This window comes from Sediminibacterium ginsengisoli (assembly GCF_900167075.1).
Taxonomy (GTDB): Bacteria; Bacteroidota; Bacteroidia; order Chitinophagales; family Chitinophagaceae; genus Sediminibacterium; species Sediminibacterium ginsengisoli.
This window is the reverse complement of record NZ_FUWH01000006.1, coordinates 42,307-63,638: the sequence shown is the minus strand read 5'-3', so window position 1 is coordinate 63,638 and position 21,332 is coordinate 42,307. Positions and strand designations below refer to the sequence as shown.

Sequence of the window (21,332 nt, the reverse complement as noted above, 5' to 3'; positions counted from 1 at the left end):
CTAAAACTGTTTTAGTGCATCCCCGGGGTGTCATCTGTTTGCAATAAGCCTGAAAGAACAAAAAAGCAGCTCCGTAGAGCTGCTTTAAGTGCCGGCAGATAAACGGTTACTGGTCGAGTTTGATCTCGCCCACATCTGTAACGCCTCCTTCCTGTACCATCAGGCCTTCTTTTACAGCTGTTTTATAGGGCGGTACTGCTTCTACTACCAGTTTATACATGCCTGGTTTTACGTTGCCCACTTCAAATCCTCCGTTCACGATATCGCCCCTCAGCGTATCCGTGGTGGAAAGCACCCATACAACCGATGCGGCTTTTACCGGAGTGATCATTCCCTTTACAGTTCCTGCCTTAAATGCACGGAATGCCAGAAAGCCTGCCATTACGAGGAAAGCAAGAACCAGGGTGAGTAATGTCTTTTTCATATGATATGGTATTTGAGGTGAAGAATTGCTGAATAATATCCAGACGAATAACTATGCCCGAACCCAATTGTTAAAGCGGGCTGTTTTTTTTAACATTTAGAACGATCTGCTCCCTAAATGGTAGAATAAATTCAACAGTCGGGAACCATTCTGTGTTGGAACAGGTTTTTTTTCTACGCAGCATGGTTACAGGATTAAAAAACATATTGGTTCCGGTCAATTTTACAGCCAGGAATAGCTGGGCCCTTCAGAAGGCCACGGAAATGGCCAATACTTTTCATGCACATATTCACCTGGTGCATGTGATCCGAAGCAGGTCATCGAGTATTTTCTGGCATAACAATACCGTGGCGATGCAAAGGGCTACGGAACGTTTACTTGCCCTGAAAGATGAATACAGGCCACAGATCTGCAGCAAAAGCAATATCGAGATCAGTGTGATTGAAGGCAATCCTGCCGAAGCACTGGCAAGCTATATGCAGCAATATAAAATGGACCTCGTGGTGATCGGCATCCCGCGTTTCAGTATTTTCCACCACCTGCGTTCTTCTTTCTCTATTTACAACACAGTGCAGCGTACAGGTGTTCCGGTGCTGGCAGTGAAGCACGACGGACTGGTGAGCCATTTCAAAAAGATCGTAGTGCCGATGAACGATTCTGACTACGCTTTACAGGTAAAACTGGCTGCAATGCTGGGCAAGCATTTCCGGTCTACTATTTATCTTTTATCATTACGTGGCAGTAACGGGGAGCCGGATCATATCAGCATTATGCAAAGCATGGAAACCATTCATAAAATGGCGGCGATCCCGGTTCAGACAGTAACCCTGGAAGATGCCAACCTGGCAAGCGGCACACTTCGTTTTTCGAAAAAGATCAATGCAGACCTTATCCTCATCAATCCTGCCAGGGAATTTATCCTCCCTGGATTATGGAACAGGCTTACGCGAAAACTGTTATCGTACGACTCTGGTATTCCGGTCGTAACCGTTCCGCAAATAGCTTAGATATTCACGATCAGCACCGGGATCTTCAATGCGTGACGCACGTCTTCGATGGTTTCTCCGAAAATATAATCTTTCAGTCCGCTATGCCTGTGAGCCCCCATCACGAGCATTTCTGCGCCGGATTCTTTCACCATTCTTACAATTTCCGGGGCCCTGTTCCGGTACCCCAGTGCAATATCCACCAGGTATCCCATTTCCTTTAACTGTGTTGCATAGGTTTCAAGCCTCAGCCTGTCTTTCCGCGTTTCATCATCATCACTTGCAGCACCAAGGTAACCGGCAGAAACACTTTCCACTACATGCATTAAAATATAACGGGTATTATGTTTACCCTGGCTAACGGCATGAGCGATCAATTGTTTATCTGCTGCAGTAAAATCCAGCGCAACTGCAATTTTATTGGCGGGTTGAACACTCAGATCGCCGAGATTGGCCACATCACTGTGCATGGATGCCGTAAGATGCCGGCTTCTCCGCTTCCGAACAAGCGGAAGGAAAGTCATTACAGAAAAAAGTGCAATGAACGCGAGCACAACCAGTACCAGCAACACTTTCCAGCCCCAGGCCGCATTGGTTTCAAATACACCGATCACTTCTTCCGCCACCAGTTTTACATTGAGAAATACAAGTATACAAGCCACGAGCCAGGAAATGATTTTAGTTTTGGTACCGATCGCGAACTCTCCCATCGTGTCTTTGTCGCTCACAAAATGGATCAGCGGGATCACTGCAAAACCGAGCTGCAGGCTTAACACCACCTGGCTGAAGATCAACAGGTCGTCTACTTTGGAGTCTCCGTACAGCAGTATCACTACTACGGCAGGTACGATAGCAATCAGTCTCGTAAGCAAACGTCGCAACCATGGGTTCAGCCGTAGTTTCAGGTAACCTTCCATTACGATCTGCCCGGCCAGTGTTCCGGTAACGGTAGAACTTTGTCCTGCTGCTATCAGGGCCACAGCAAAAAGGATCGGGGCAAGATGCGTGCCCAATAAAGGCTGAAGCAGCTGGTGTGCATCTTCGATCCGTGCCACTTCCGTATTACCTGTTTTAAAGAATACTGTAGCCGCGAGCACAAGTATGGCAGCGTTTACAAAAAAGGCCGCGTTCAGTGCAACAAAACTATCTATGAAGTTGTACTTGATCGCACGCCTGATCCCGCTCCGGTCATTGCTGATCTTGCGTGTCTGCACCAATGCGGAATGCAGGTAAAGATTATGCGGCATCACTGTTGCGCCGATAATACCAACAGCGATATATAATGATTCATGTGTAAATGCAGACGGGATAAAGCCTGTAGCTACTTCAGCCAGTTTAGGCTTGGCCAGCAGCAGCTCAACCAGGAAAGAAGCTCCGATAGTAGCCACGAGTGCAATGATGAAAGCTTCCATTTTACGGATCCCGTATCGCTGCAGGAGCAGGAAAAGGAAGGTATCGAAAATAGTGATCACCGTTCCCCAGATCAGCGGCAACCCGGTAAGCAGGTAAATACCGATGGCCATACCCAGCACTTCGGCCAGGTCGGTTGCGGCGATAGCAAGCTCGGCAAGGATATAAAGGCAAAAATTGACAATGGGCGGATAGGTCTCCCTGTTGGCCTGGGCCAGATCGCGCCGACGTACAATACCAAGCCTTGCACTGAGGCTCTGGAGCAGAAGTGCCATAAGGTTACTCATCAGTAATACCCAGATCAGGCTGTAGCCGAATTTTGCACCACCCTGCAGATCCGTGGCCCAGTTACCGGGGTCCATATAACCTACACTCACCAGGTATGCGGGGCCGATATATGCCAGTATCCTGCGCCAGCCTTTTCGCGGAACGGTAGTATCCACCGATTCATGTACTTCGCTGAGTGAATGATCCGAATGTATCTTTTCTGCCATTGACTAACCATTAAATTTAGACAAACCTAAAATTAATTCCTGATTAAATTATATCAAAAACATACACTTCACCTGAAACGCTTACATTTATTGTATGAAAAACTGGTTCTTCTGTTCTGTTTTACTGCTTTTGATGTCCTGCGGAGAAAAAAAGACCGACTTCTCCGGTAATACCCCGCTGAAAGCCGCGGATTTCGCTGCTGCTTTCCCGAAGCTCAAAGGAAGCCTGCTGATTGCAGACACCAATATGCTCAAGCTTGCAGACACCTTACAGATCGGCTATAAAGCTTTCAACCAGTTCATCCCCGACAGCGCTATTGAAGCTATTGTGGGAAAAGAAAAAAAGCTGGTCATACGCCCGGTAGGACTAATCGAGAAAGAAAAAGAAAATTACCTGCTCACCACTTTCACCAGTAGAAAAAAGACGCGTGTGGCAGTGTTTGTTACGGATAAAAAAATGAAATTTCTTGCGGGAAAGGAATTGCTGTCTAACATGAATGACGATGGTTATTCGCATTCAGTATCTGTTAACCGGGAACCTACATTCATTATCAGCAGGGAAAGGATCGGCAAAGACAATACCTTACAATTTTCGCGTGCGGGTTGGGTATATAACAATGCAGGAGTTTTCATGGTAGTGATCAACGATTCTAATGAAGACACCAAGAATATGGTGGTGATCAACCCAATAGACACCTTACCGCGAAAGAATAAATTCAGCGGTGATTATGTGCAGGATAAACGTAATTATATTTCGCTGCGCGATGGAGCCAATACTAATAGCTACCTGTTTTTTGTTCATTTCGAGAAAAACAATGGTTCCTGCACCGGAGAATTGAAAGGTATATTAAGACTAAAAACCAATACCACAGGCCAGTTCAGCGAAAACGGCGATCCCTGCGTGATCGATTTCTCCTTTGAAGGAAATGAACTGACCCTGAAAGAACAGGGCAGCTGCGGCAATCACCGTGGCATCCGCTGTTTTTTCGATGATACGTTCCGTAAAAAACGGGAACCTAAAACCAGCAGGAAAAAATAGCGGTCATTTATTCATTTCAATCCTTCATTATCTTTTTTACACATATTCAAACTGTGTAAAAAGTACATTTTTCAGAAACCAGTATCTTAGCAAGGTAATTATCTATGTAAAAGCAGATTTATGAATTTCAGAAGTTATAATGTTCCCTATCAGTGCGATGAGCAATACGCAAAAAAAGTAGCTTATTTTTCAATGGAATTCGCGGTACATCAGCCGTTGAAAATATACAGCGGCGGTCTGGGTTTTCTTGCAGGCTCGCATTTGCGCAGCGCGTATGAATTAAGGCAGAACCTGATCGGCATAGGCATTTTATGGAAATACGGTTATTACGACCAGACACGTAACCAGGATCAGACACTGCAGGTCACATTCATGGAAAAGAACTACAGTTTTCTACAGGATACGGGTATTAAATTCCAGATCATGATCCATGATCATCCTGTATGGATCAAAGCTTACTATCTCGCGCCGGAAACGTTTAACAGCGCACCACTTTTCCTGCTGAGTACCGATCTTCCGGAAAATGACTATATCTCACAAACGATCACACACCGCCTTTATGATGCCAATGTAGCTACCAAGGTAGCACAGTTCATCCTGCTGGGCGTAGGTGGCGCTAAACTGATAGACGAGCTGGGCTTTAACCCCGATGTATACCATCTCAACGAAGCCCATGGTATTTCTTCTGCTTTTTACCTGCTGAACAAATTCAAAAGTGTGGAAAAAGTGAAAGAACATCTTGTTTTCACTACGCATACCCCGGAAGAGGCCGGCAATGAAAAACATGATATTTACCTCTGCCATAAAATGAGTTATTTCTGTGGTCTCAGCATCGACGAAGTGAGAAAGCTCACCGGTATTACAGACGATCAGTTCAATCACTCACTGGCAGCCCTCCGGTTTGCAAGAAAAGCCAACGGTGTATCGGCATTGCATGGAAATGTGAGCCGGGAAATGTGGAAGAACTATGAAGGCATCTGTCCTATCACTTCCATTACCAACGCACAGAACTGGCGTTACTGGGCCGACAAGCAGATGTACAAAGCCATGGAAGACAATGATGATTACAGCTTCGACGACAGAAAAAAACACCTGAAGAAAAGAGCTTTTGAAATTGTTGCAGACCAGACAGGCAAAGTATTCGACCCTAATGTACTTACCATTGTATGGGCCAGGCGTTTCGCAGGTTATAAAAGAGCAGATATGCTCACCTACGATATGGAGCGGTTCGAAAAAATGCTGGCCAGTACCGCACAACCGGTACAAATCATCTGGGCAGGCAAACCTTACCCGGTAGATTATCCTGCCATTTCACAGTTCAACAACCTGGTGCATTTAAGTAAAAATTATAAGAATGTAGCGGTATTGATCGGCTATGAGCTTGGATTGAGCAAACGCCTCAAACAGGCAGCAGACATCTGGCTGAACAATCCACGTGTGCCACGGGAAGCATCCGGAACAAGCGGCATGACCGCTGCTATGAACGGAGCCGTCAATTTTTCTACTGATGATGGCTGGATACCGGAATTCATCGACCATGGTCATAATGGTTTTGTGATCCCGAAGGCAGATTATGAGAACATGACAACGCACGACCAGGATGAATACGACCTGAATACTGCATACGATATGCTTGAGAATACGATCATACCGTTATATTATAACCAGTTTGATACCTGGAGGCAGATCATCAAAAACGGCATGCGCGATGTGCGTTTCCAGTTCGACAGTAACAGGATGGCACATGAATATTATGACATCATGTATAAGTAATGCAAAGAGATAAGATCTTTGCATTTCAAATAACAATATGAAGAGAAAAGTAGTCGTTGCCATAACAGGAGCCAGCGGATCAGTGTATGCCAAAGTACTGCTCGATAAGCTCACAGCAATGAGCGGTCAGTTAAGTGATGCAGGTATTGTGATGAGTAAAAATGCAGAGCAGGTCTGGCAGACGGAACTCGGCAATACAGCTTACAGCGAATACCCGTTCCGCTATTACGACAAATATGACTTCAATGCGCCTTTCGCTTCAGGCTCGGCTATGTATGATACAATGATCATAGCGCCCTGTAGTATGGGTACGCTTGGACGGATAGCGAATGGTATCAGTGACGACCTTGTTACGCGCGCTGCAGACGTGATGCTGAAAGAAAGACGGAAACTGATCTTAATGGTAAGAGAAACGCCCTATAATCTTGTACATATCAAAAACATGGAGCAGGTAACACTGGCCGGAGGAATTATCTGCCCGGCTACACCGTCGTTTTACAGCCGGCCGGCCACTATTGAAGCTGTGGCAGCCACTGTTACAGACAGGGTCCTGGATCTTGCAGGATTCGACAATAACGGGTACAGGTGGGGCCAGGATTGATCGATATCCTATTCTTTCCAGTACGGTATAATAAAACAAAAGGCACTCTGTTTCAGAGCGCCTTTTGTTTTATTAGCTATAGCTGTTTTCAGGCAGCGACTTTTGCAGTTTTTGTGTTGTTGACGGTAAGCAGGTAGTAGCTTCCGAACAAAATACAGGAGAATACCACTGTTGCAATGATTCCCATTTTATAGAACGGTAATCCGTCGGCCAGGCAGGTCATCAGTCCTTCAAAAGTCTTAGGGCGGTGATAACCACCGTTACCGGCCCATACAATCGTATTCGACACCAGGAAATAAGTAGTAGGAGCAGCCAGCGCCGCGCCGAGTACATTAGATGCTTTATCGGGTCTGATCAGGAAACCAAAGAGGGTAAGTCCGGCAAACAGTAAATAATTTACCCATTGGCCGCCGTAAAAACCTTTGATCTCGCTCAATCCGTTCAGGTAAAGAACTTCATACAGCAGGTCGGAAATAAACATGGAAAGCAGCGGCATTACAAAAGCCCATTTTTTATTCTTAACAAAAAGAGCTCCGCTGAACAGCGCAACAGCGATCTGCGGTGCAAATCCGTAAGGCCTGTTGGGCATAACACGATATAATGCGGTAACTACCACGGTGAGCAGTAATGCAATCAAAAAAGACCGGTTGTTTTTCATATTAGATCATCTTTACGAAACAAAAATACATTTAAAATTCTATCCTTGTACCAATGACAGCACTATTCCTGTTCCAGCGGCACAAGTGCCCGGAACAATACACAGGAACCCGATGATTCGATTGTGTATTCTGTATCCGGTAAAATAGCGACAGCATCCCCCCTTTTCAGTACAGTGCTGTTATTTACAAGGGCACCACCTTCCATTGCAATGATGATTTCCAGGGAGTACGTCCGGGATTCGTAAGACATTCCTCCTGTAAGCGAGATCCTGCTGATACCAAAATCCGGCACCGGGCAGGGATAGACCAGTTCGCCCGGCAGTGCTGAGATTCCGGTAAGTATGGCAGGCTTAACTTCGTCGAAGAGAATATGTTTCATCAATTCAGGTACGTCGATATGCTTGGGTGTAAGTCCGCCACGCAACACATTATCGCTGTTTGCCATCAGTTCCATATTCTGGCCTTCAAGATAAGCATGAGGAACTCCTGCGCCCTGGAAAATGGCTTCACCCGGAGCCATGTTAACAATATTAAAGAAGAAGATGGAGAAGATACCACGGTCAATGATCTCAGGATCCGGATCGGCGGCATAGAATTTTGCAACCCACCAGTGCGGATCCTGCCTGGTCAGTTCACCGGCAGATTTCTGTCGTAAAGCCCGCCTAACAAGTGGTGATAACATCGTATTTACTTCCGGCTGTTCCATCTCCATTACAAAGCGGTAAAGGCCTTTTATACCTTCGCGCCGGAAAATAGGGATTAGAATATTGAACCCCGGAACTTCCAGAAGGGTCTCTTCTATTTTTTGTGAAGTTTTAAATCCATGCAATAACCAGAAATTGCTCAGGGCAACCGTAATCTCAGGCTTGTGATTACGGTCTTTATAGTTACGTTGCGTAGCACCGATGGGAATGCCCGCCTTTTCTTCATTGTCAAACCCTTTTTCGGCTTCTGATCGGGAAGGATGTACCTGGATAGAAAGCATTTCGCGCACATCCAGCACCTTAAAGAGATAAGGCAATTCGCCGAATTTCCGGTATACCCTTTCAGAGAGAGCATCTACGGGGTGAGCACTGATCCAGGTATTTAATGGCGTATTTCCACCTGAAGTCTGTATTATAGCCGAAGCAGAAGGATGTGCCCCAAGCCAGTATTCCGCAAAAGGGAGCCCCTCTTTATTATCTATACCAAGCAGATCAGGGATAAAAGAGACTCCGCCCCAGGCGTAATGCTGCACTTTACCTTCGATCCGTAAAATTTTATCCTGTATCTGTACCAAACTTGTTCGGATTTAGAGGGTAAATATCGCTCACAATTCATTTATTTTTTAAGAAATAAGAAATTATTAGCATGAAGAATAATAAACATACCGGCAGTGCGGGCGAGCAGCATGCCGTGGACTTCCTTACCCGGTCAGGTTATGAGGTATTGGAAAGGAACTGGCGTTTCAGGCACTGGGAAGTAGATATCATTGCTTCGCGCAACGGGAAACTGCATTTCGTGGAAGTAAAAACACGCACTTCGCACCGTTTCGGGCACCCGGAAGAGAGTATCACTATGGAAAAAATGCGGCATTTACGTAATGCTGCTGAAGAATACCAGTACAGGCATCCCGAATGGAAGTATATCCAGTTTGATGTACTGGCCATTACGTTTCAGGACAATATACTGAAGGAAGTGTTTTTGATAGAGGATGTGTACTTTTGAGTTGTGATTTGTTTTGAACCGTCAAGCTATAGTTATGCAATTAGCCGATCTGAATGCACTATCCCGGGATTTTATTCCTACACCCACTATGCCGGTATTGTTTATAGGCCATGGCAGTCCTATGAATGCGATCGAAGAAAATGAATTTGCGACCGGCTGGCAGAAAGTTGCGGCAGGTTTACCGAAACCCAATGCGATTCTTTGTATTTCCGCACACTGGGAAACAAACGGCACATGGGTAACAGCAATGGAACAACCCAGAACGATTCATGATTTTTACGGTTTCCCTAAGGCACTTTTCGATGTGCAGTACAATGCACCCGGAAGTCCGGCATTAGCCCGTCTTACCAGCGAAACCATTCAAACCACTGGTGTGGGGTTAGATCAAGACTGGGGATTAGACCATGGAGCCTGGAGTGTATTGAAACATATGTATCCGGATGCGACTATCCCGGTATTACAGATGAGTCTGAATAAAAACCAGCCACCTGAATGGCATTACAGTCTGGCACAGGAGCTGCGGTTGCTCAGGAACCGGGGCGTATTGATCATCGGCAGCGGCAATATGGTTCACAATCTCGGAATGATGAACTGGAGATTGCCCGATGCAGGATTTGACTGGGCAGATGAGGCCAATAATATGATCAAGCGGTTTATACAGGAAAATAATTCCCTGCTGTTAACACAATACCACCAGCTCGGACGTGAAATAAGCATGGCAGTACCAACGCCCGAACACTACCTTCCTTTACTTTATATATTAGGATTACAGCAAAAAGAAGAAGCCATCTCTTTCTTTAACGATAAAACTGTTTTTGGTTCTATCTCCATGACATCTTTGCAAATCGGGAACTAAAAAAAGGGTATAAATACGTATTGTGATCCATTGTAGGCGGGTGTAGTTTTGGGAGATGAGAGGATATAGTGATGCAGGGATATATGTAGATCCGTTTACAGATTTTTCTTTTAAAAAATTATTTGGTCCGGAGCAGAACCAGGATTTGCTTACCGATTTTCTGAATGCGATATTAAAAAAGTCGGTCAGATCCGTCATTCATCTGAATACGGAACGAATGGGGCGTACACGCACGGGCAGAAAAGTCATTTTTGACCTTTTTTGTGAAACAGACCAGGGAGAGAAAGTCATTATAGAATTACAAAATGCCAGTCAGTCAAAGTTCGCAGACCGTAGTCTTTTTTATGCTACCATGGCTATCCAGGAACAGGAGAAAAAAGGGAAATGGAATTTCGGGCTGTCACCGGTATACATGATTAATATACTTAATTTCTCGTTTCCATTATCACCTGGTCAGAATGCAGTGCATGAGATCAGCCTGAGAGATGACCACAGCTGCCGTTTATTCACCAACTGTCTGCACCTGATCTATATTGAAATACCCAAATTCACCAAACAGGAATCAGAGCTGGCTAACCGTGGAGATGAATGGCTTTTTCTGCTCAAACACATGTCCACTTTCCAGGATATACCCAAGGCATTCAGCGGAAATGCTGTATACAGAAAATTATTTTTCACTGCCCGGCTGGGCTCATTAAATAAAGAAGAAATGACTATTTACCAGGTAAAATTAAAAGAAAAAAGAGACCGTGAAAATCAACTGGAGTTTGCTGAACAAATCGGGATTGAAAAAGGCAAGAATGACATGTGCAACGAAATCATCAACAGAATGAAAAGTAAAGGGTATTCCTGTAATGAAATCGCAGGCATAACGGGCATATCTATTGAGTACTTACAATGACACATTTAATTATTCAATAAATTAATCAAGGCATAGACATGACCATCTACCAGGTAAAATTAAAAGAAAAAAGAGACCGTGAAAATCAACTTGATTTTGCTGAAGAAATCGGGATTGAAAAAGGCAAGAATGACATGTGCAACGAAATCATCAACAGAATGAAAAGTAAAGGGTATTCCTGTAATGAAATCGCAGGCATAACGGGCATATCTATTGAGTACTTACAATGACACATTTAATTATTCAATAAATTAATCAAGGCATAGACATGACCATCTACCAGGTAAAATTAAAAGAAAAAAGAGACCGTGAAAATCAACTGGAGTTTGCTGAAGAAACCGGGATCAAAAAAGGAATTGAAAAAGGGATCGAAAAAGGTAAGAATGCCATGTGCAATGAAATCATCAACAGAATGAAAAGTAAGGGGTATTCTTATAACGATATTGCTGACATTACCGGATTATCTATTCCGGAAGTGCATCCATAGCCACAGAAAATATGTACAGCACTTCATTGGCAATGCTGCGTTGTACATATCTGCCGCGTTTAAAATCGTTGCAAAGGACTCAGAACTGAAGCAGAAATGCCGTCCCCTTACCTTCTACGGATTGCACCTGTATGTTTCCTTTATGCAGCATCATGATCTGCTTGCAAAGGCTCAGACCGATCCCACTGCCATTTTTCTTTGTACTGAAAAAAGGAATGAAGATATTGTTCATCACATCTTCAGTCATACCAATGCCGTTATCAGTAACCCTGACCGTCACTTTCTGATTGGGGTTCAGCACAGCTGAAAGAATGATCCTTGGTTCTGCTGCGTCTTTAACAGCATCGATCGCGTTCAGTATAAGGTTAATCAGTACTTGCTCTATCAGGTTAGTATCAACATCTACAGTCAGATCAGGGTCTTTCAGGATGATCTCCAGTTCAATGTCCTTCTGTTCCAGGGTTGGTTCCATCAGGTTGTGCATGTTTTCAAAAAGATCGCGCACAAATACATGTTTTAGTGTTGGTGTGATGATCTTATTGAGATTACGGTATACCTCCGCAAATTTGAGCAATCCTTCACTACGCCTTTTAATTGTATTGATACCAACTTCCAGGTCGTCCACTACCCCATTGGTATTATCCAGATGTGCTACAGATTCCTGCAATCGGTTTTTCAATGTATCGGCCAATGAGGAGATGGGTGCAACAGAATTCATGATCTCATGGGTCATTACGCTCAACAGTTTCTGCCACGCTTTCGATTCGGTTTCATCCAATGCTTCATTCACATTCTGGAAGGCGATCAGGTGAAATTTTTTCCCTTCTGTCTGAAAAGCCGTTGCCGACAACAATATCCTGAATGTGTTTTTTTCCTGATGGATCGTAGCTATTGCAGTATTCCCGGGCTTTAGTTCTATCACCTGGTTATACAATGTTTCATCCCGTTTAGCCAGTGAATGAATCGTTTTCAGGTAAGGCGTTAACAACATCCTTTTTAGAGATTCATTCATCCACACTACTTCACCACTTTCTGTTTCATAAGATAAGATCCCTGTATCTACCAGTTCTAGGATCTTCTGCAAATACTGGTACTGGGTTTCTTTTTCCTTCGAAATAACTTTGAATGCCGATGTAATATCATTAAACCCTTTCCTGAGTGGCTTCAATTCATAAGGCGCCTGTGATACATTGAAATTCCTGGAAAAATCACGGTACTGGATCGACTCCACAAACTGGGCTACTTCTTTCTGCGCAAGCTTATGAAAATTGTAAAAATCCATTACCTGGTAAATAATAACCGGCAACAGCAATACTGCATATATATACAATTTCAACACCAGCAGAAATGCCGTTGCTGTCAATACCACAAAAAGCAGGATCACCCTTACCAAGATATCCCACTGAAATCTTTTAAATATCATATTTACTTAGTCTTCTGTATAAGGCTGTCCTGGTTAACCCTAGCTCTTTCGCTGCTTTGGTGATATTTCCGCTATGTTTATCAATCACTCTCAGGATGGTATTCTTTTCCATAGTGCTCAGCTTCATATCTTCATCTTCGCTGGTTTCCTGTACGGGCATTTCCAACGGTGAAAATAAAAGATCCTTCGCTTCAATTTCCTGGGCATCCGCCATGATAATAGCGCGCTCTATTGCATATTGCAGTTCCCGCACATTTCCGGGAAAGCTATACTGCCGCAATTTTTCCAGTGCATCCGTCGCAAACTGTATATTGGGTTTCAGGTATTTGGCTGCATAAATACGTGCAAAATGTTTGGCCAGCAGCAAGATATCATCTTTCCGCTTTCTCAGCGGCGGCACGGTGATCTCCACGGTATTGATCCGGTAAATCAGATCTTTCCTGAACCGGTTCTCATTGGCGAGTTCGGTCAACGGCAGGTTGGTGGCACAGATCAATCGTATATCCACAGGAACAGCCTGGTTGGTTCCCAGCTTTGTGATATGGCGGTTTTGCAATACCGTCAACAGTTTTGCCTGCTGCTGCAGCGAAATATTCCCGATCTCATCCAGGAACAGTGTTCCGCCGTGGGCAGCTTCAAAACGACCGGTCCTGTCTTCCCGCGCATCCGTAAAAGCGCCTTTTTTATGTCCGAACAACTCGCTTTCAAACAAACTTTCCGTCAGGGCTCCCACATCAACTTTGATAAAAGGCTTTTCCGCGCGCAATGACTGTTCATGAATAGCACTGGCAATCAGGTCTTTTCCGGTTCCGTTTTCGCCAAGGATCAATATATTGGCATCTGTGGGTGCGATTTTGGATATTTTGTAAAAGATATCCTGCATTACTTCACTTTCGCCTACCATTGTGGTACTTTTCGCACCCATGCTTACTTTCGCGGCCGCACCGCTTTTGGGCTGGGCTGTCTTTTTAAGCACATCATCGAGGGTTACCAGCAATTTTTCATTATGCCAGGGTTTTACTACAAAGTCAGCCGCTCCTTCTTTTAAAGAGCGTACTGCCAGATCTATATCACCATAAGCTGTAATCATGATCACAGCTACAGAAGGCTTTAATTCTTTAATCCGCTTCAACCAGAAAATTCCTTCGTTGCCGGTATTGATCGATGCATTGAAGTTCATATCCAGCAAAACCAGGTCAAAATCCTGACCGGCCAGCAGCGATGGAAGATTTTCCGGGTTTTTCTCTACTGTTACATCACGCACTTCTGTGCGCAGCAATAATCGCACAGCGGTTAATACATCTGTATCGTCATCTATGACCAGGATGTTTGCTTTTTTCAGGCTCATAATTATTTCTCACATTGTTGTTCCCCTTAAGGAGCCATAAATATACCAGTAAGATAATAATCTGAACGCGAAGGTTTTATAAAAAAGGCCGTCCGGGGGAGTGTATCAAAAGCGGACACTTGTTGTACCGCATGCGGACAGGTCTGCGAACACAATTCATGTTAATTTATTGATTATCTATCAGTTAGATTCTGGCACCATCCTTTCAATACCATGCCAAACAACAATAATTACCATGAACACTATTTCCCGGCAAAAAGACTACCTGGTTGGCCTCGCACTCTTCGCGGCCGTGCTCGCGATGGTATTGCTGGTTCATCAGTTCTCGCAAAAACCATTAATTACCGATCAGCAGGGAGTTTCCTTATTAAATTTCAATACAGCCAAATTGATCTAGTCAAACCAAAACAAACATTCAGTGGACAGAGTCATCAAAAAAAAGAAGTGGAACAGCAAACGGATCATTACCATCCTGATTGCAGCAGGTGTTATTATCCTTGCAGGAGCCAGCTATTATTTTACGTCGGGGAATGCCAAACTGAACGTTGATACCGAGCGTATCACTGTCAGCGAAGTTACCAAAGGCACTTTCCAGGAATTCATTCCTGTGAATGGCGCTGTTCTCCCCCTTACAACCATTTACCTTGATGCGCTTGAAGGCGGCCGTGTTGAAGAAAAATTTGTTGAAGATGGTGCTTTCATGAAAAAAGGACAGCCTATCATGCGTTTATCCAACACCGACCTTGCCCTCAGCCTGGTAACACAGGAAACACAGGTTTACAACCTGCTCACCCAAATGCAGATCGCCAGGAACGCTGCCCAGCAGAATACCGTAACGAAGCTGAACCAGATGACGGATGTAGACAATGCCCTGAAAGAAGCGCAGCGTGTTTATGAACTCAATAAAAAACTGTACGACCAAAAAGCCATCGGTTCCCAGGAATTCAAACAGTCTGAGAATAGTTATAATTACCAGCTTCAGAAAAAGAAACTGACCCAACAGATCCTGCAGCAGGATTCCGTTTCTACCAAACAGGGACTGGAACAGGCCAAACAGCTGTATGAAGGCTCACAGAACGCACTCCAGCTTACCCGCAAAAAAGTAGGTGACCTCGTTGTCCGTGCACCTGTAGACGGCCAGCTTACCTCTCTCGATGCCGAGATCGGTCAGAGCAAAAGACAGGGTGAAAGACTGGGCCAGCTGGATGTGGTTGACGGTTTTAAAATACGTGCAGACATCGACGAACACTATATCTCCCGCATATTCATCGGCCTGATGGGCGAATTCACTTTTGCAAACAAGACCTATAAATTAAAGATCAGCAAAGTTTACACGCAGGTTACCAACAGCAGGTTCCAGGTAGACATGCAGTTTGAAGGTGAAGTGCCAAAAGGTATCCGCCGCGGCCAGACCCTGCAGATCAGGCTGGCACTCAGCGATGAAACCACAGCTATTCTGGTTCCCAAAGGCGGCTTCTATCAGCAGACCGGTGGCAACTGGATATTTAAAGTGAATGAAAGCGGCAATGCTGCTTACAAAGTTGACATCCAGCTCGGCAGACAAAATCCCGATTATTATGAGGTACTGCAGGGACTGAAACCAGGCGACAAAGTAGTTACCTCAAGCTATGAGAACTATACGAACATGCAGGAACTGATATTAAAAAAACCATAACAAGCAATCACTCATCATTATAAACCATCCAAATGATAAACATTACCAACCTCGAAAAAGTGTACCGTACCGATGAGGTAGAAACCATCGCTCTCAACAAATTATCCATCGAGATCAAGAAAGGAGAATTTGTGGCAGTAATGGGGCCTTCAGGCTGCGGAAAGTCTACCCTGCTGAACATACTCGGTCTGCTCGATGATCCTGATGCGGGAAGTTTCGTCTTCAACGGAACTGAAATTGCCAAATACAATGAACGTCAGCGTGCAGAGCTGCGTAAACATAATATCGGCTTTGTATTCCAGAGCTTTAACCTGATTGACGAGCTGACTGTTTTCGAGAACGTTGAGCTTCCGCTCATTTACACAGGTGTTAAAGCCTCTGAACGAAAACAGAAAGTGGATGAAGTGCTTGAAAAAGTACAGATCATGCACAGGCGCAATCACTATCCGCAACAACTTTCGGGTGGTCAGCAGCAGCGTGTTGCTGTTGCCCGGGCAGTAGTCAACAACCCCAAACTGATCCTGGCGGATGAGCCTACCGGTAACCTTGACTCATCAAATGGTAATGAAGTAATGGAACTGCTCACCAACCTGAATGAACAGGGCACTACCATCATCATGGTAACACACTCTGAGCACGATGCAAGATACAGCCACCGCATCATACGCATGCTCGATGGACAAACCGTTACAGAAAACATACTGATCTGATTCAAAGCTGTCAGCCACTTACAAACCTAATTACATGTTCAAGAATTATCTGAAAATTGCCTACAGGAACCTGATGAGAAACAAAAGTTTCTCACTGATCAATATCTCCGGCCTCGCCGTTGGTATGGCCAGCGCTATCCTGATCTTTTTATGGATCCATAACGAGATCAGCTACGACCAGTTCCACGAGAAAAAAGACCGCATCTATGAAGCATGGAACCGGGACGTTTTCAGCGGCAAGCTGCAATGCTGGAACACAACACCCAAAGTACTTGCACGCACACTCGAAAAGGATTTTCCCGAAGTAGAAAGTGCTGTACGTGTGAACTGGCCCAGCAGCTTTCTGCTCTCCATCGGCGAAAAAAACTTTGCCGGAAGGGGAAATATGGTTGATTCTCTTTTCTTCGACATGTTCACGATCCCGTTTGTAAAAGGCAACAGCCAGACGGCATTAAAGGAAACCTATTCCATTGTGATCACGGAAACCTTTGCCAAAACATTATTTGGCAATGAGGAACCAATGGGCAAAACCATCAGGATCGACAATAAAGATAATTTCACCGTTACAGCCGTTGTAAAAGACGCGCCCAACAATACCCGTTTTCGTTTCGATTATATCATGCCCTGGTCTTACCTGCGCAAACAGGGTAACGATGACGAATACTGGGGAAATAACTCTACCCGTACTTATGTTCTGCTGAAGCCAAACGCATCACTGGCATCGATCAACGAGAAAATGAAAACCCTGCGCAAAACTTACGACAGCGACGAACCTAAAGGCGAAATGTTCCTGTACCCGATCAGTCGCTGGAGATTGTATTCAAAATTCGAGAACGGGAAAGAAAGCGGCGGCCTGATTGAATTTGTCCGCATGTTCAGCATCATCGCCATATTCCTGTTGCTGATCGCGTGTATCAACTTCATGAACCTCAGCACTGCACGCAGCGAACGCAGGGCCAAAGAAGTAGGGATCAGGAAAGTAGTTGGTGCCAGCAAATTCTCGCTCATCGGCCAGTTCCTCGGCGAATCGATCCTGATCGCATTTATCTCGGGCGTACTCGCTATCATTATCGTTCAGTTAAGCCTGCCTGCCTTTAACAAGCTTACAGACAAAATATTGTTCATCGATTATTCAAATGCTTATTCCTGGTTATTCTTCATCGGCTTTATTCTCTTCACCGGCATGATAGCAGGAAGCTACCCGGCTTTTTACCTGTCTGCATTCAAACCTGTGAAAGTATTAAAAGGCACTTTCCAGAAAACAAGAGCACTCATTACACCCCGTCGCGTACTTGTTGTACTGCAGTTCACATTTGCCATTATCCTGATCATCTCTACCATCATCGTGAAAGAGCAGATCCATTATGCAAAGAACAGGGAGACCGGGTACGACAAAAACAAGCTCGCATACATGTTCATCGTGGGTGATATCGAAAAAAATTATGAACTGATCAAAAATGAACTTTTGTCTTCCGGAACGGCGGTATCCATTACCAAAACAAGCGCCCCGATGACACAGGGATGGAGTGATACCTGGGGTATTGAATGGGAAGGAAAAGCCAAAGACGACAAAACCGATTTTGATCGCTTCTGTGCCGATGATCACCTGGCAACCACTGTTGGTCTCCAGATGGTAGCCGGCCGCGATTTCGATCTTAAAAAATACAATACAGATTCTTCAGCTGTATTACTCAATGAATCTGCTGTTAAGGCAATGGGCTTCAAAGACCCGCTAGGTAAAACCATCAGGGATAATGGCAAAGAATGGCATGTGGTGGGCGTGTTCAAAGACTTTATACTGCAGTCGCCCTTCTTCCCGACCAAACCGATGGTTATTGAAGGCGCCAAAGGCTGGTTTAATGTAATGCACATCAAATACAACGACAAGAACAATATGGCGGCGAATGTAAAATCGACCGAAGCCATTGTCAAGAAATACAACCCTATGTACACGTTCGAGCATCAGTTTGTAGATGACGAGTACAACACCAAGTTTAAAGCCGAACAACGCACGGGTACCCTCGCTACCCTTTTTGCGGGGCTTACGATATTCATTTCCTGCCTGGGTCTTTTTGGACTCGCTGCCTACACTGCAGAAAGCAGGATCAAAGAAATCGGCGTAAGGAAAGTACTGGGTGCTTCTATAACGAGCATTACGTCATTATTATCGAAAGACTTCATAAAACTGGTACTGATATCATTCGTGATCGCGTCACCGATCGCATGGTGGCTGATGTACAACTGGCTGCAGAATTACCCGTACAGGATCAGCATTCACTGGTGGATATTCCTGGCCGCAGCACTTACCAGCATTGCAATTGCACTGATCACCGTAAGTTATCATGCAATACGTGCTGCAAAAGCCAACCCTGTAAAAAGCCTGAGAACCGAATAATCTTTATCTAAAACCACTGCAGATGCTGAAGAACTATTTCGTTACCGCTTTCAGGAACCTTGCACGCAATAAAAGTTTCCTGCTCATTAATGTAGCAGGCCTGACTATTGGCATTGCATCCTGCCTGCTCATATTCCTGGTAATCCGCTTTGAACTGAGCTTCGATGATTACCATGCTAAAAAAGACAGGATCTATCGCGTCACAACCGTATTCGACCGTTCGGGCGGGCTTGATTACAGCAGCGGCGTATCCGTTCCCGTTGCACAGGCTTTGCGTGTAGACTACCCGCAGCTTGAAGTGGCGAATATGATGTCGAGAGGCAACGATATGATCACCGTACTGGAAGACGGCAAACCCGTTAAAAAGTTCCGGGAACTGAAAGGCGTGTTTTTTACAGAACCCCAGGTATTCAAAATCTTCGACAACAAATGGCTGGCAGGCGATCCTGCTACTGCAATTACCGATCCGTTTACCGCTGCCTTATCGCGTTCGCTCGCCGTTAAATATTTTGGCAGCTGGCAACAGGCAGTTGGAAAAAGTATCGTTTACGAAAAAAGCCAACCCATCAAAATAACCGGCGTATTTGAAGATGTTCCTGAGAACTCTGATTACCCGTTTGGAGTTGTGATCTCCCAGAGCAGCAACCGTTCGCTGATGACTAATACCGACTGGCAAAGCACAACCAGCGACCAGAACTGCATCATTGTTCTGCCTGAGAATATGTCAGCAGCACAATTCAACAACATGCTGATCGCTTTCAGAAAAAAACATGCACCAGAAAGTTCAACTACGCTTACCAAAATATCATATCATCTTCAGCCGCTGAATGAAATCCACTTCGACGAGAGATTCGGCACTTATAACGAACGTACTTTCAGCAAGGAACTGATCCGCGGCCTTGCACTGATCGCAGCATTTCTGCTGATCATCGCATGCGTGAACTTCATCAATCTTTCTACTGCACAGGCGGTAAACAGGTCAAAAGAAGTTGGTATCAGAAAAGTACTCGGCGGCACGCGCAGGCAACTGGTATTTCAATTCATGGGCGAAACCTTTATTATCACTTTTATAGCAGCCTGCCTTGCAACAGTAGTCACATGGCTCATGCTGCCATTCCTTTCCGACCTGATGGAAGTCAGCATCACGCCCGGAGCCGGGCAGATCCCGCAGTTGCTGTTATTCCTTGTTGCCGTGATCGTATGCGTTACTTTTCTTTCGGGATTCTATCCGGCACTCATCCTTTCCGGCTTTAACCCGATCAGCGCGCTGAAAAGCAAGCTTTCAGCCAAAAGTATCGGTGGACTCTCTTTAAGACGCGTACTGGTAGTTCTTCAGTTCGGGATTGCGCAGGTACTGATCATTGCCACGCTGGTTGTGATTTCACAAATGAACTTTTTCCGCTCCACCTCGCTCGGCTTCAACCAGCAGGCCGTGCTGAATATCCCCCTTCCGGCAGACAGTGTTAGTCATTCCAAAAGGAATATTGTCCGCGAACGACTGATGCAGCAACCAGGCATCAGCAATGTGAGCTACAGTTTTTCTGCACCTGCCGATTTCGGCGCGTGGTCCAGTGATTTCAATTTCGACCATTCACCAGTGCCCATCAATTTTGAGCCCAGCCTGAAATGGGCCGATACCGGTTATTTCAGTACCTATGGCCTGCAAATGGTGGCCGGCCGGCCTTATATTGAAAGTGATACAACCAGGGAATTCGTGGTGAATGAAACGCTTGTGCGCAAACTCGGTTTGAAGAGTCCGGAAGAAGCGCTAGGAAAAGAGATCAATTTCTGGGATGGCAGGATTGTAGCGCCGATCGTTGGTGTGGTAAAAGATTTCCACTCCAACTCGCTCAAAGACGAAATGAACCCTGTTGTAATGGGAACCCGCGAACGCAGTTACCGCATGATCAGTGTACGCATCGACATGAGCAAATCCAAGGAACTGCTGGCAAAAATAGAAAAGATCTGGAACGAATCATTCCCTGACTATGTATACGAATATCAGTTCATGGATGAAAAGATCAGGAACTTTTATCGGCAGGAAAACCAGTTATCACAACTGTATAAAGTATTTGCCGGTATAGCGATCTTTATTTCCTGCCTGGGTTTATACGGACTTGTTTCCTTCATGGCAGTACAACGAACCAAGGAAGTGGGCATCCGCAAAGTGCTGGGTGCATCTGCGGCCAATATCATCTATCTGTTTTCGAAGGAGTTCACCTTACTGATCAGTATTTCATTTCTCATAGCAGCACCGCTTGCTTATTATTTTATGCGCGACTGGCTGAACAAGTTTGTATTCCGGATAGACATGGGCATCTGGTTCTTCGTTGTTTCAATAGCAGGCTCATTATGCATCGCATGGATCACTGTCGGTTACCGTGCGGCCAAAGCAGCGTTTGCCAATCCTGTGAACAGCCTGAGAAACGAATAATACATCAATC

The 21,332-nt window shown here is 45.0% G+C and carries 20 protein-coding genes; 14 read left to right on the top strand and 6 right to left on the bottom strand.

Annotated elements, in window-relative coordinates; translation table 11 throughout:
• Window positions 1-106: 106 nt before the first annotated feature.
• Window positions 107-424 carry a carboxypeptidase-like regulatory domain-containing protein gene (locus B5D42_RS11365; protein WP_078831634.1) on the bottom strand — a complete coding sequence of 106 codons (318 nt, stop codon included), beginning with the start codon at window positions 422-424 and terminating at the stop codon, window positions 107-109.
• A 182-nt stretch (window positions 425-606) separates the two neighbouring features.
• On the opposite strand from B5D42_RS11365, the gene B5D42_RS11360 reads away from it, so the two are divergent.
• The gene (locus B5D42_RS11360; RefSeq protein ID WP_078831633.1) at window positions 607-1,431 is read left to right on the top strand and encodes a universal stress protein; all 825 of its coding nucleotides are present in this window, start codon (window positions 607-609) and stop codon (window positions 1,429-1,431) included.
• Here the strand turns inward: B5D42_RS11360 and B5D42_RS11355 are convergent.
• Window positions 1,428-3,314 carry an Nramp family divalent metal transporter gene (locus B5D42_RS11355; RefSeq protein ID WP_078831632.1) on the bottom strand — a complete coding sequence of 629 codons (1,887 nt, stop codon included), beginning with the start codon at window positions 3,312-3,314 and terminating at the stop codon, window positions 1,428-1,430. The two genes, B5D42_RS11360 and B5D42_RS11355, sit on opposite strands and share 4 nt — an antisense overlap.
• Window positions 3,315-3,408: 94 nt before the next feature.
• Between B5D42_RS11355 and B5D42_RS11350 the strand changes: the two genes are divergently transcribed.
• The 3 genes from B5D42_RS11350 to B5D42_RS11340 all read left to right on the top strand — a co-directional run bounded on the left by B5D42_RS11350 (window position 3,409) and on the right by B5D42_RS11340 (window position 6,727).
• Entirely contained in the window at window positions 3,409-4,353 is a 945-nt protein-coding gene (locus B5D42_RS11350) for a hypothetical protein (RefSeq protein ID WP_078831631.1), read from the top strand.
• Between the two features lie 120 nt (window positions 4,354-4,473).
• Entirely contained in the window at window positions 4,474-6,126 is a 1,653-nt protein-coding gene (gene glgP, locus B5D42_RS11345) for an alpha-glucan family phosphorylase (RefSeq protein ID WP_078831630.1), read from the top strand.
• A gap of 37 nt (window positions 6,127-6,163) precedes the next feature.
• Window positions 6,164-6,727 (top strand): UbiX family flavin prenyltransferase, encoded by a 564-nt coding sequence (locus B5D42_RS11340; RefSeq protein WP_078831629.1) that lies wholly within the window; start codon window positions 6,164-6,166, stop codon window positions 6,725-6,727.
• An 88-nt stretch (window positions 6,728-6,815) separates the two neighbouring features.
• On the opposite strand, the gene B5D42_RS11335 is transcribed toward B5D42_RS11340, so the two are convergent.
• Entirely contained in the window at window positions 6,816-7,385 is a 570-nt protein-coding gene (locus tag B5D42_RS11335) for a DUF6580 family putative transport protein (protein ID WP_078831628.1), read from the bottom strand.
• 62 nt (window positions 7,386-7,447) lie between these two features.
• Window positions 7,448-8,665, bottom strand: coding sequence for a mannose-6-phosphate isomerase, class I (gene manA / locus B5D42_RS11330; RefSeq protein WP_245825656.1), 1,218 nt, complete (start codon window positions 8,663-8,665; stop codon window positions 7,448-7,450).
• Between the two features lie 71 nt (window positions 8,666-8,736).
• Here manA and B5D42_RS11325 point away from each other — a divergent pair, with 71 nt between their 5' ends.
• The 5 genes from B5D42_RS11325 to B5D42_RS11305 are packed head-to-tail and all read left to right on the top strand — an operon-like array spanning window position 8,737 to window position 11,337.
• Window positions 8,737-9,093: a YraN family protein gene (locus B5D42_RS11325; protein ID WP_078831627.1), complete on the top strand. Its 357-nt coding sequence runs from the start codon at window positions 8,737-8,739 to the stop codon at window positions 9,091-9,093.
• A 34-nt stretch (window positions 9,094-9,127) separates the two neighbouring features.
• Window positions 9,128-9,949, top strand: coding sequence for a 4,5-DOPA-extradiol-dioxygenase (gene ygiD, locus B5D42_RS11320; RefSeq protein WP_078831626.1), 822 nt, complete (start codon window positions 9,128-9,130; stop codon window positions 9,947-9,949).
• Between the two features lie 55 nt (window positions 9,950-10,004).
• Window positions 10,005-10,850 (top strand): Rpn family recombination-promoting nuclease/putative transposase, encoded by an 846-nt coding sequence (locus tag B5D42_RS11315; protein ID WP_078831625.1) that lies wholly within the window; start codon window positions 10,005-10,007, stop codon window positions 10,848-10,850.
• Window positions 10,851-10,888: 38 nt separating this feature from the next.
• Complete coding sequence (locus B5D42_RS11310; protein ID WP_078831624.1) at window positions 10,889-11,080, top strand: hypothetical protein; 192 nt, start codon at window positions 10,889-10,891, stop codon at window positions 11,078-11,080.
• Window positions 11,081-11,118: 38 nt separating this feature from the next.
• A complete protein-coding gene (locus B5D42_RS11305) occupies window positions 11,119-11,337 on the top strand; it encodes a hypothetical protein (RefSeq protein WP_078831623.1) in 219 nt (72 codons plus the stop codon).
• Between the two features lie 79 nt (window positions 11,338-11,416).
• Here B5D42_RS11305 and B5D42_RS11300 read toward each other — a convergent pair whose 3' ends face one another.
• Both B5D42_RS11300 and B5D42_RS11295 read right to left on the bottom strand, forming a co-directional pair.
• Window positions 11,417-12,760 (bottom strand): sensor histidine kinase, encoded by a 1,344-nt coding sequence (locus B5D42_RS11300; RefSeq protein ID WP_078831622.1) that lies wholly within the window; start codon window positions 12,758-12,760, stop codon window positions 11,417-11,419.
• On the bottom strand, window positions 12,750-14,108 hold the full coding sequence (locus B5D42_RS11295; protein ID WP_078831621.1) for a sigma-54-dependent transcriptional regulator: 1,359 nt from the start codon (window positions 14,106-14,108) through the stop codon (window positions 12,750-12,752). Before B5D42_RS11295 ends, B5D42_RS11300 begins: the two co-directional genes overlap by 11 nt.
• A 235-nt stretch (window positions 14,109-14,343) precedes the next feature.
• On the opposite strand from B5D42_RS11295, the gene B5D42_RS17885 reads away from it, so the two are divergent.
• From B5D42_RS17885 to B5D42_RS11275, 5 genes are read left to right on the top strand one after another with little or no spacing between them, the layout of a single operon-like run.
• Entirely contained in the window at window positions 14,344-14,505 is a 162-nt protein-coding gene (locus B5D42_RS17885) for a hypothetical protein (RefSeq protein ID WP_176112985.1), read from the top strand.
• A gap of 21 nt (window positions 14,506-14,526) precedes the next feature.
• On the top strand, window positions 14,527-15,783 hold the full coding sequence (locus tag B5D42_RS11290) for an efflux RND transporter periplasmic adaptor subunit (RefSeq protein ID WP_078831620.1): 1,257 nt from the start codon (window positions 14,527-14,529) through the stop codon (window positions 15,781-15,783).
• A 32-nt stretch (window positions 15,784-15,815) separates the two neighbouring features.
• Entirely contained in the window at window positions 15,816-16,493 is a 678-nt protein-coding gene (locus B5D42_RS11285) for an ABC transporter ATP-binding protein (RefSeq protein WP_078831619.1), read from the top strand.
• 34 nt (window positions 16,494-16,527) lie between these two features.
• The gene (locus B5D42_RS11280) at window positions 16,528-18,888 is read left to right on the top strand and encodes an ABC transporter permease (RefSeq protein WP_078831618.1); all 2,361 of its coding nucleotides are present in this window, start codon (window positions 16,528-16,530) and stop codon (window positions 18,886-18,888) included.
• Window positions 18,889-18,910: 22 nt separating this feature from the next.
• On the top strand, window positions 18,911-21,322 hold the full coding sequence (locus B5D42_RS11275) for an ABC transporter permease (protein WP_078831617.1): 2,412 nt from the start codon (window positions 18,911-18,913) through the stop codon (window positions 21,320-21,322).
• The last annotated feature ends 10 nt before the right edge of the window (window positions 21,323-21,332 follow it).

What these genes read in the sequence shown, in the direction of transcription:
- ygiD (WP_078831626.1), top strand. Translation starts at nt 9,128, where the DNA reads ATGCAATTAGCCGATCTGAATGCACTATCCCGGGATTTTATTCCTACA.
- B5D42_RS11355 (WP_078831632.1), bottom strand. Translation starts at nt 3,314, where the DNA reads ATGGCAGAAAAGATACATTCGGATCATTCACTCAGCGAAGTACATGAA.
- glgP (WP_078831630.1), top strand. Translation starts at nt 4,474, where the DNA reads ATGAATTTCAGAAGTTATAATGTTCCCTATCAGTGCGATGAGCAATAC.
- B5D42_RS11280 (WP_078831618.1), top strand. Translation starts at nt 16,528, where the DNA reads ATGTTCAAGAATTATCTGAAAATTGCCTACAGGAACCTGATGAGAAAC.
- B5D42_RS11305 (WP_078831623.1), top strand. Translation starts at nt 11,119, where the DNA reads ATGACCATCTACCAGGTAAAATTAAAAGAAAAAAGAGACCGTGAAAAT.
- B5D42_RS11350 (WP_078831631.1), top strand. Translation starts at nt 3,409, where the DNA reads ATGAAAAACTGGTTCTTCTGTTCTGTTTTACTGCTTTTGATGTCCTGC.
- B5D42_RS17885 (WP_176112985.1), top strand. Translation starts at nt 14,344, where the DNA reads ATGAACACTATTTCCCGGCAAAAAGACTACCTGGTTGGCCTCGCACTC.
- B5D42_RS11340 (WP_078831629.1), top strand. Translation starts at nt 6,164, where the DNA reads ATGAAGAGAAAAGTAGTCGTTGCCATAACAGGAGCCAGCGGATCAGTG.
- B5D42_RS11310 (WP_078831624.1), top strand. Translation starts at nt 10,889, where the DNA reads ATGACCATCTACCAGGTAAAATTAAAAGAAAAAAGAGACCGTGAAAAT.
- B5D42_RS11365 (WP_078831634.1), bottom strand. Translation starts at nt 424, where the DNA reads ATGAAAAAGACATTACTCACCCTGGTTCTTGCTTTCCTCGTAATGGCA.
- B5D42_RS11325 (WP_078831627.1), top strand. Translation starts at nt 8,737, where the DNA reads ATGAAGAATAATAAACATACCGGCAGTGCGGGCGAGCAGCATGCCGTG.
- B5D42_RS11275 (WP_078831617.1), top strand. Translation starts at nt 18,911, where the DNA reads ATGCTGAAGAACTATTTCGTTACCGCTTTCAGGAACCTTGCACGCAAT.
- B5D42_RS11315 (WP_078831625.1), top strand. Translation starts at nt 10,005, where the DNA reads ATGAGAGGATATAGTGATGCAGGGATATATGTAGATCCGTTTACAGAT.
- B5D42_RS11285 (WP_078831619.1), top strand. Translation starts at nt 15,816, where the DNA reads ATGATAAACATTACCAACCTCGAAAAAGTGTACCGTACCGATGAGGTA.
- B5D42_RS11335 (WP_078831628.1), bottom strand. Translation starts at nt 7,385, where the DNA reads ATGAAAAACAACCGGTCTTTTTTGATTGCATTACTGCTCACCGTGGTA.
- B5D42_RS11360 (WP_078831633.1), top strand. Translation starts at nt 607, where the DNA reads ATGGTTACAGGATTAAAAAACATATTGGTTCCGGTCAATTTTACAGCC.
- B5D42_RS11295 (WP_078831621.1), bottom strand. Translation starts at nt 14,108, where the DNA reads ATGAGCCTGAAAAAAGCAAACATCCTGGTCATAGATGACGATACAGAT.
- B5D42_RS11300 (WP_078831622.1), bottom strand. Translation starts at nt 12,760, where the DNA reads ATGATATTTAAAAGATTTCAGTGGGATATCTTGGTAAGGGTGATCCTG.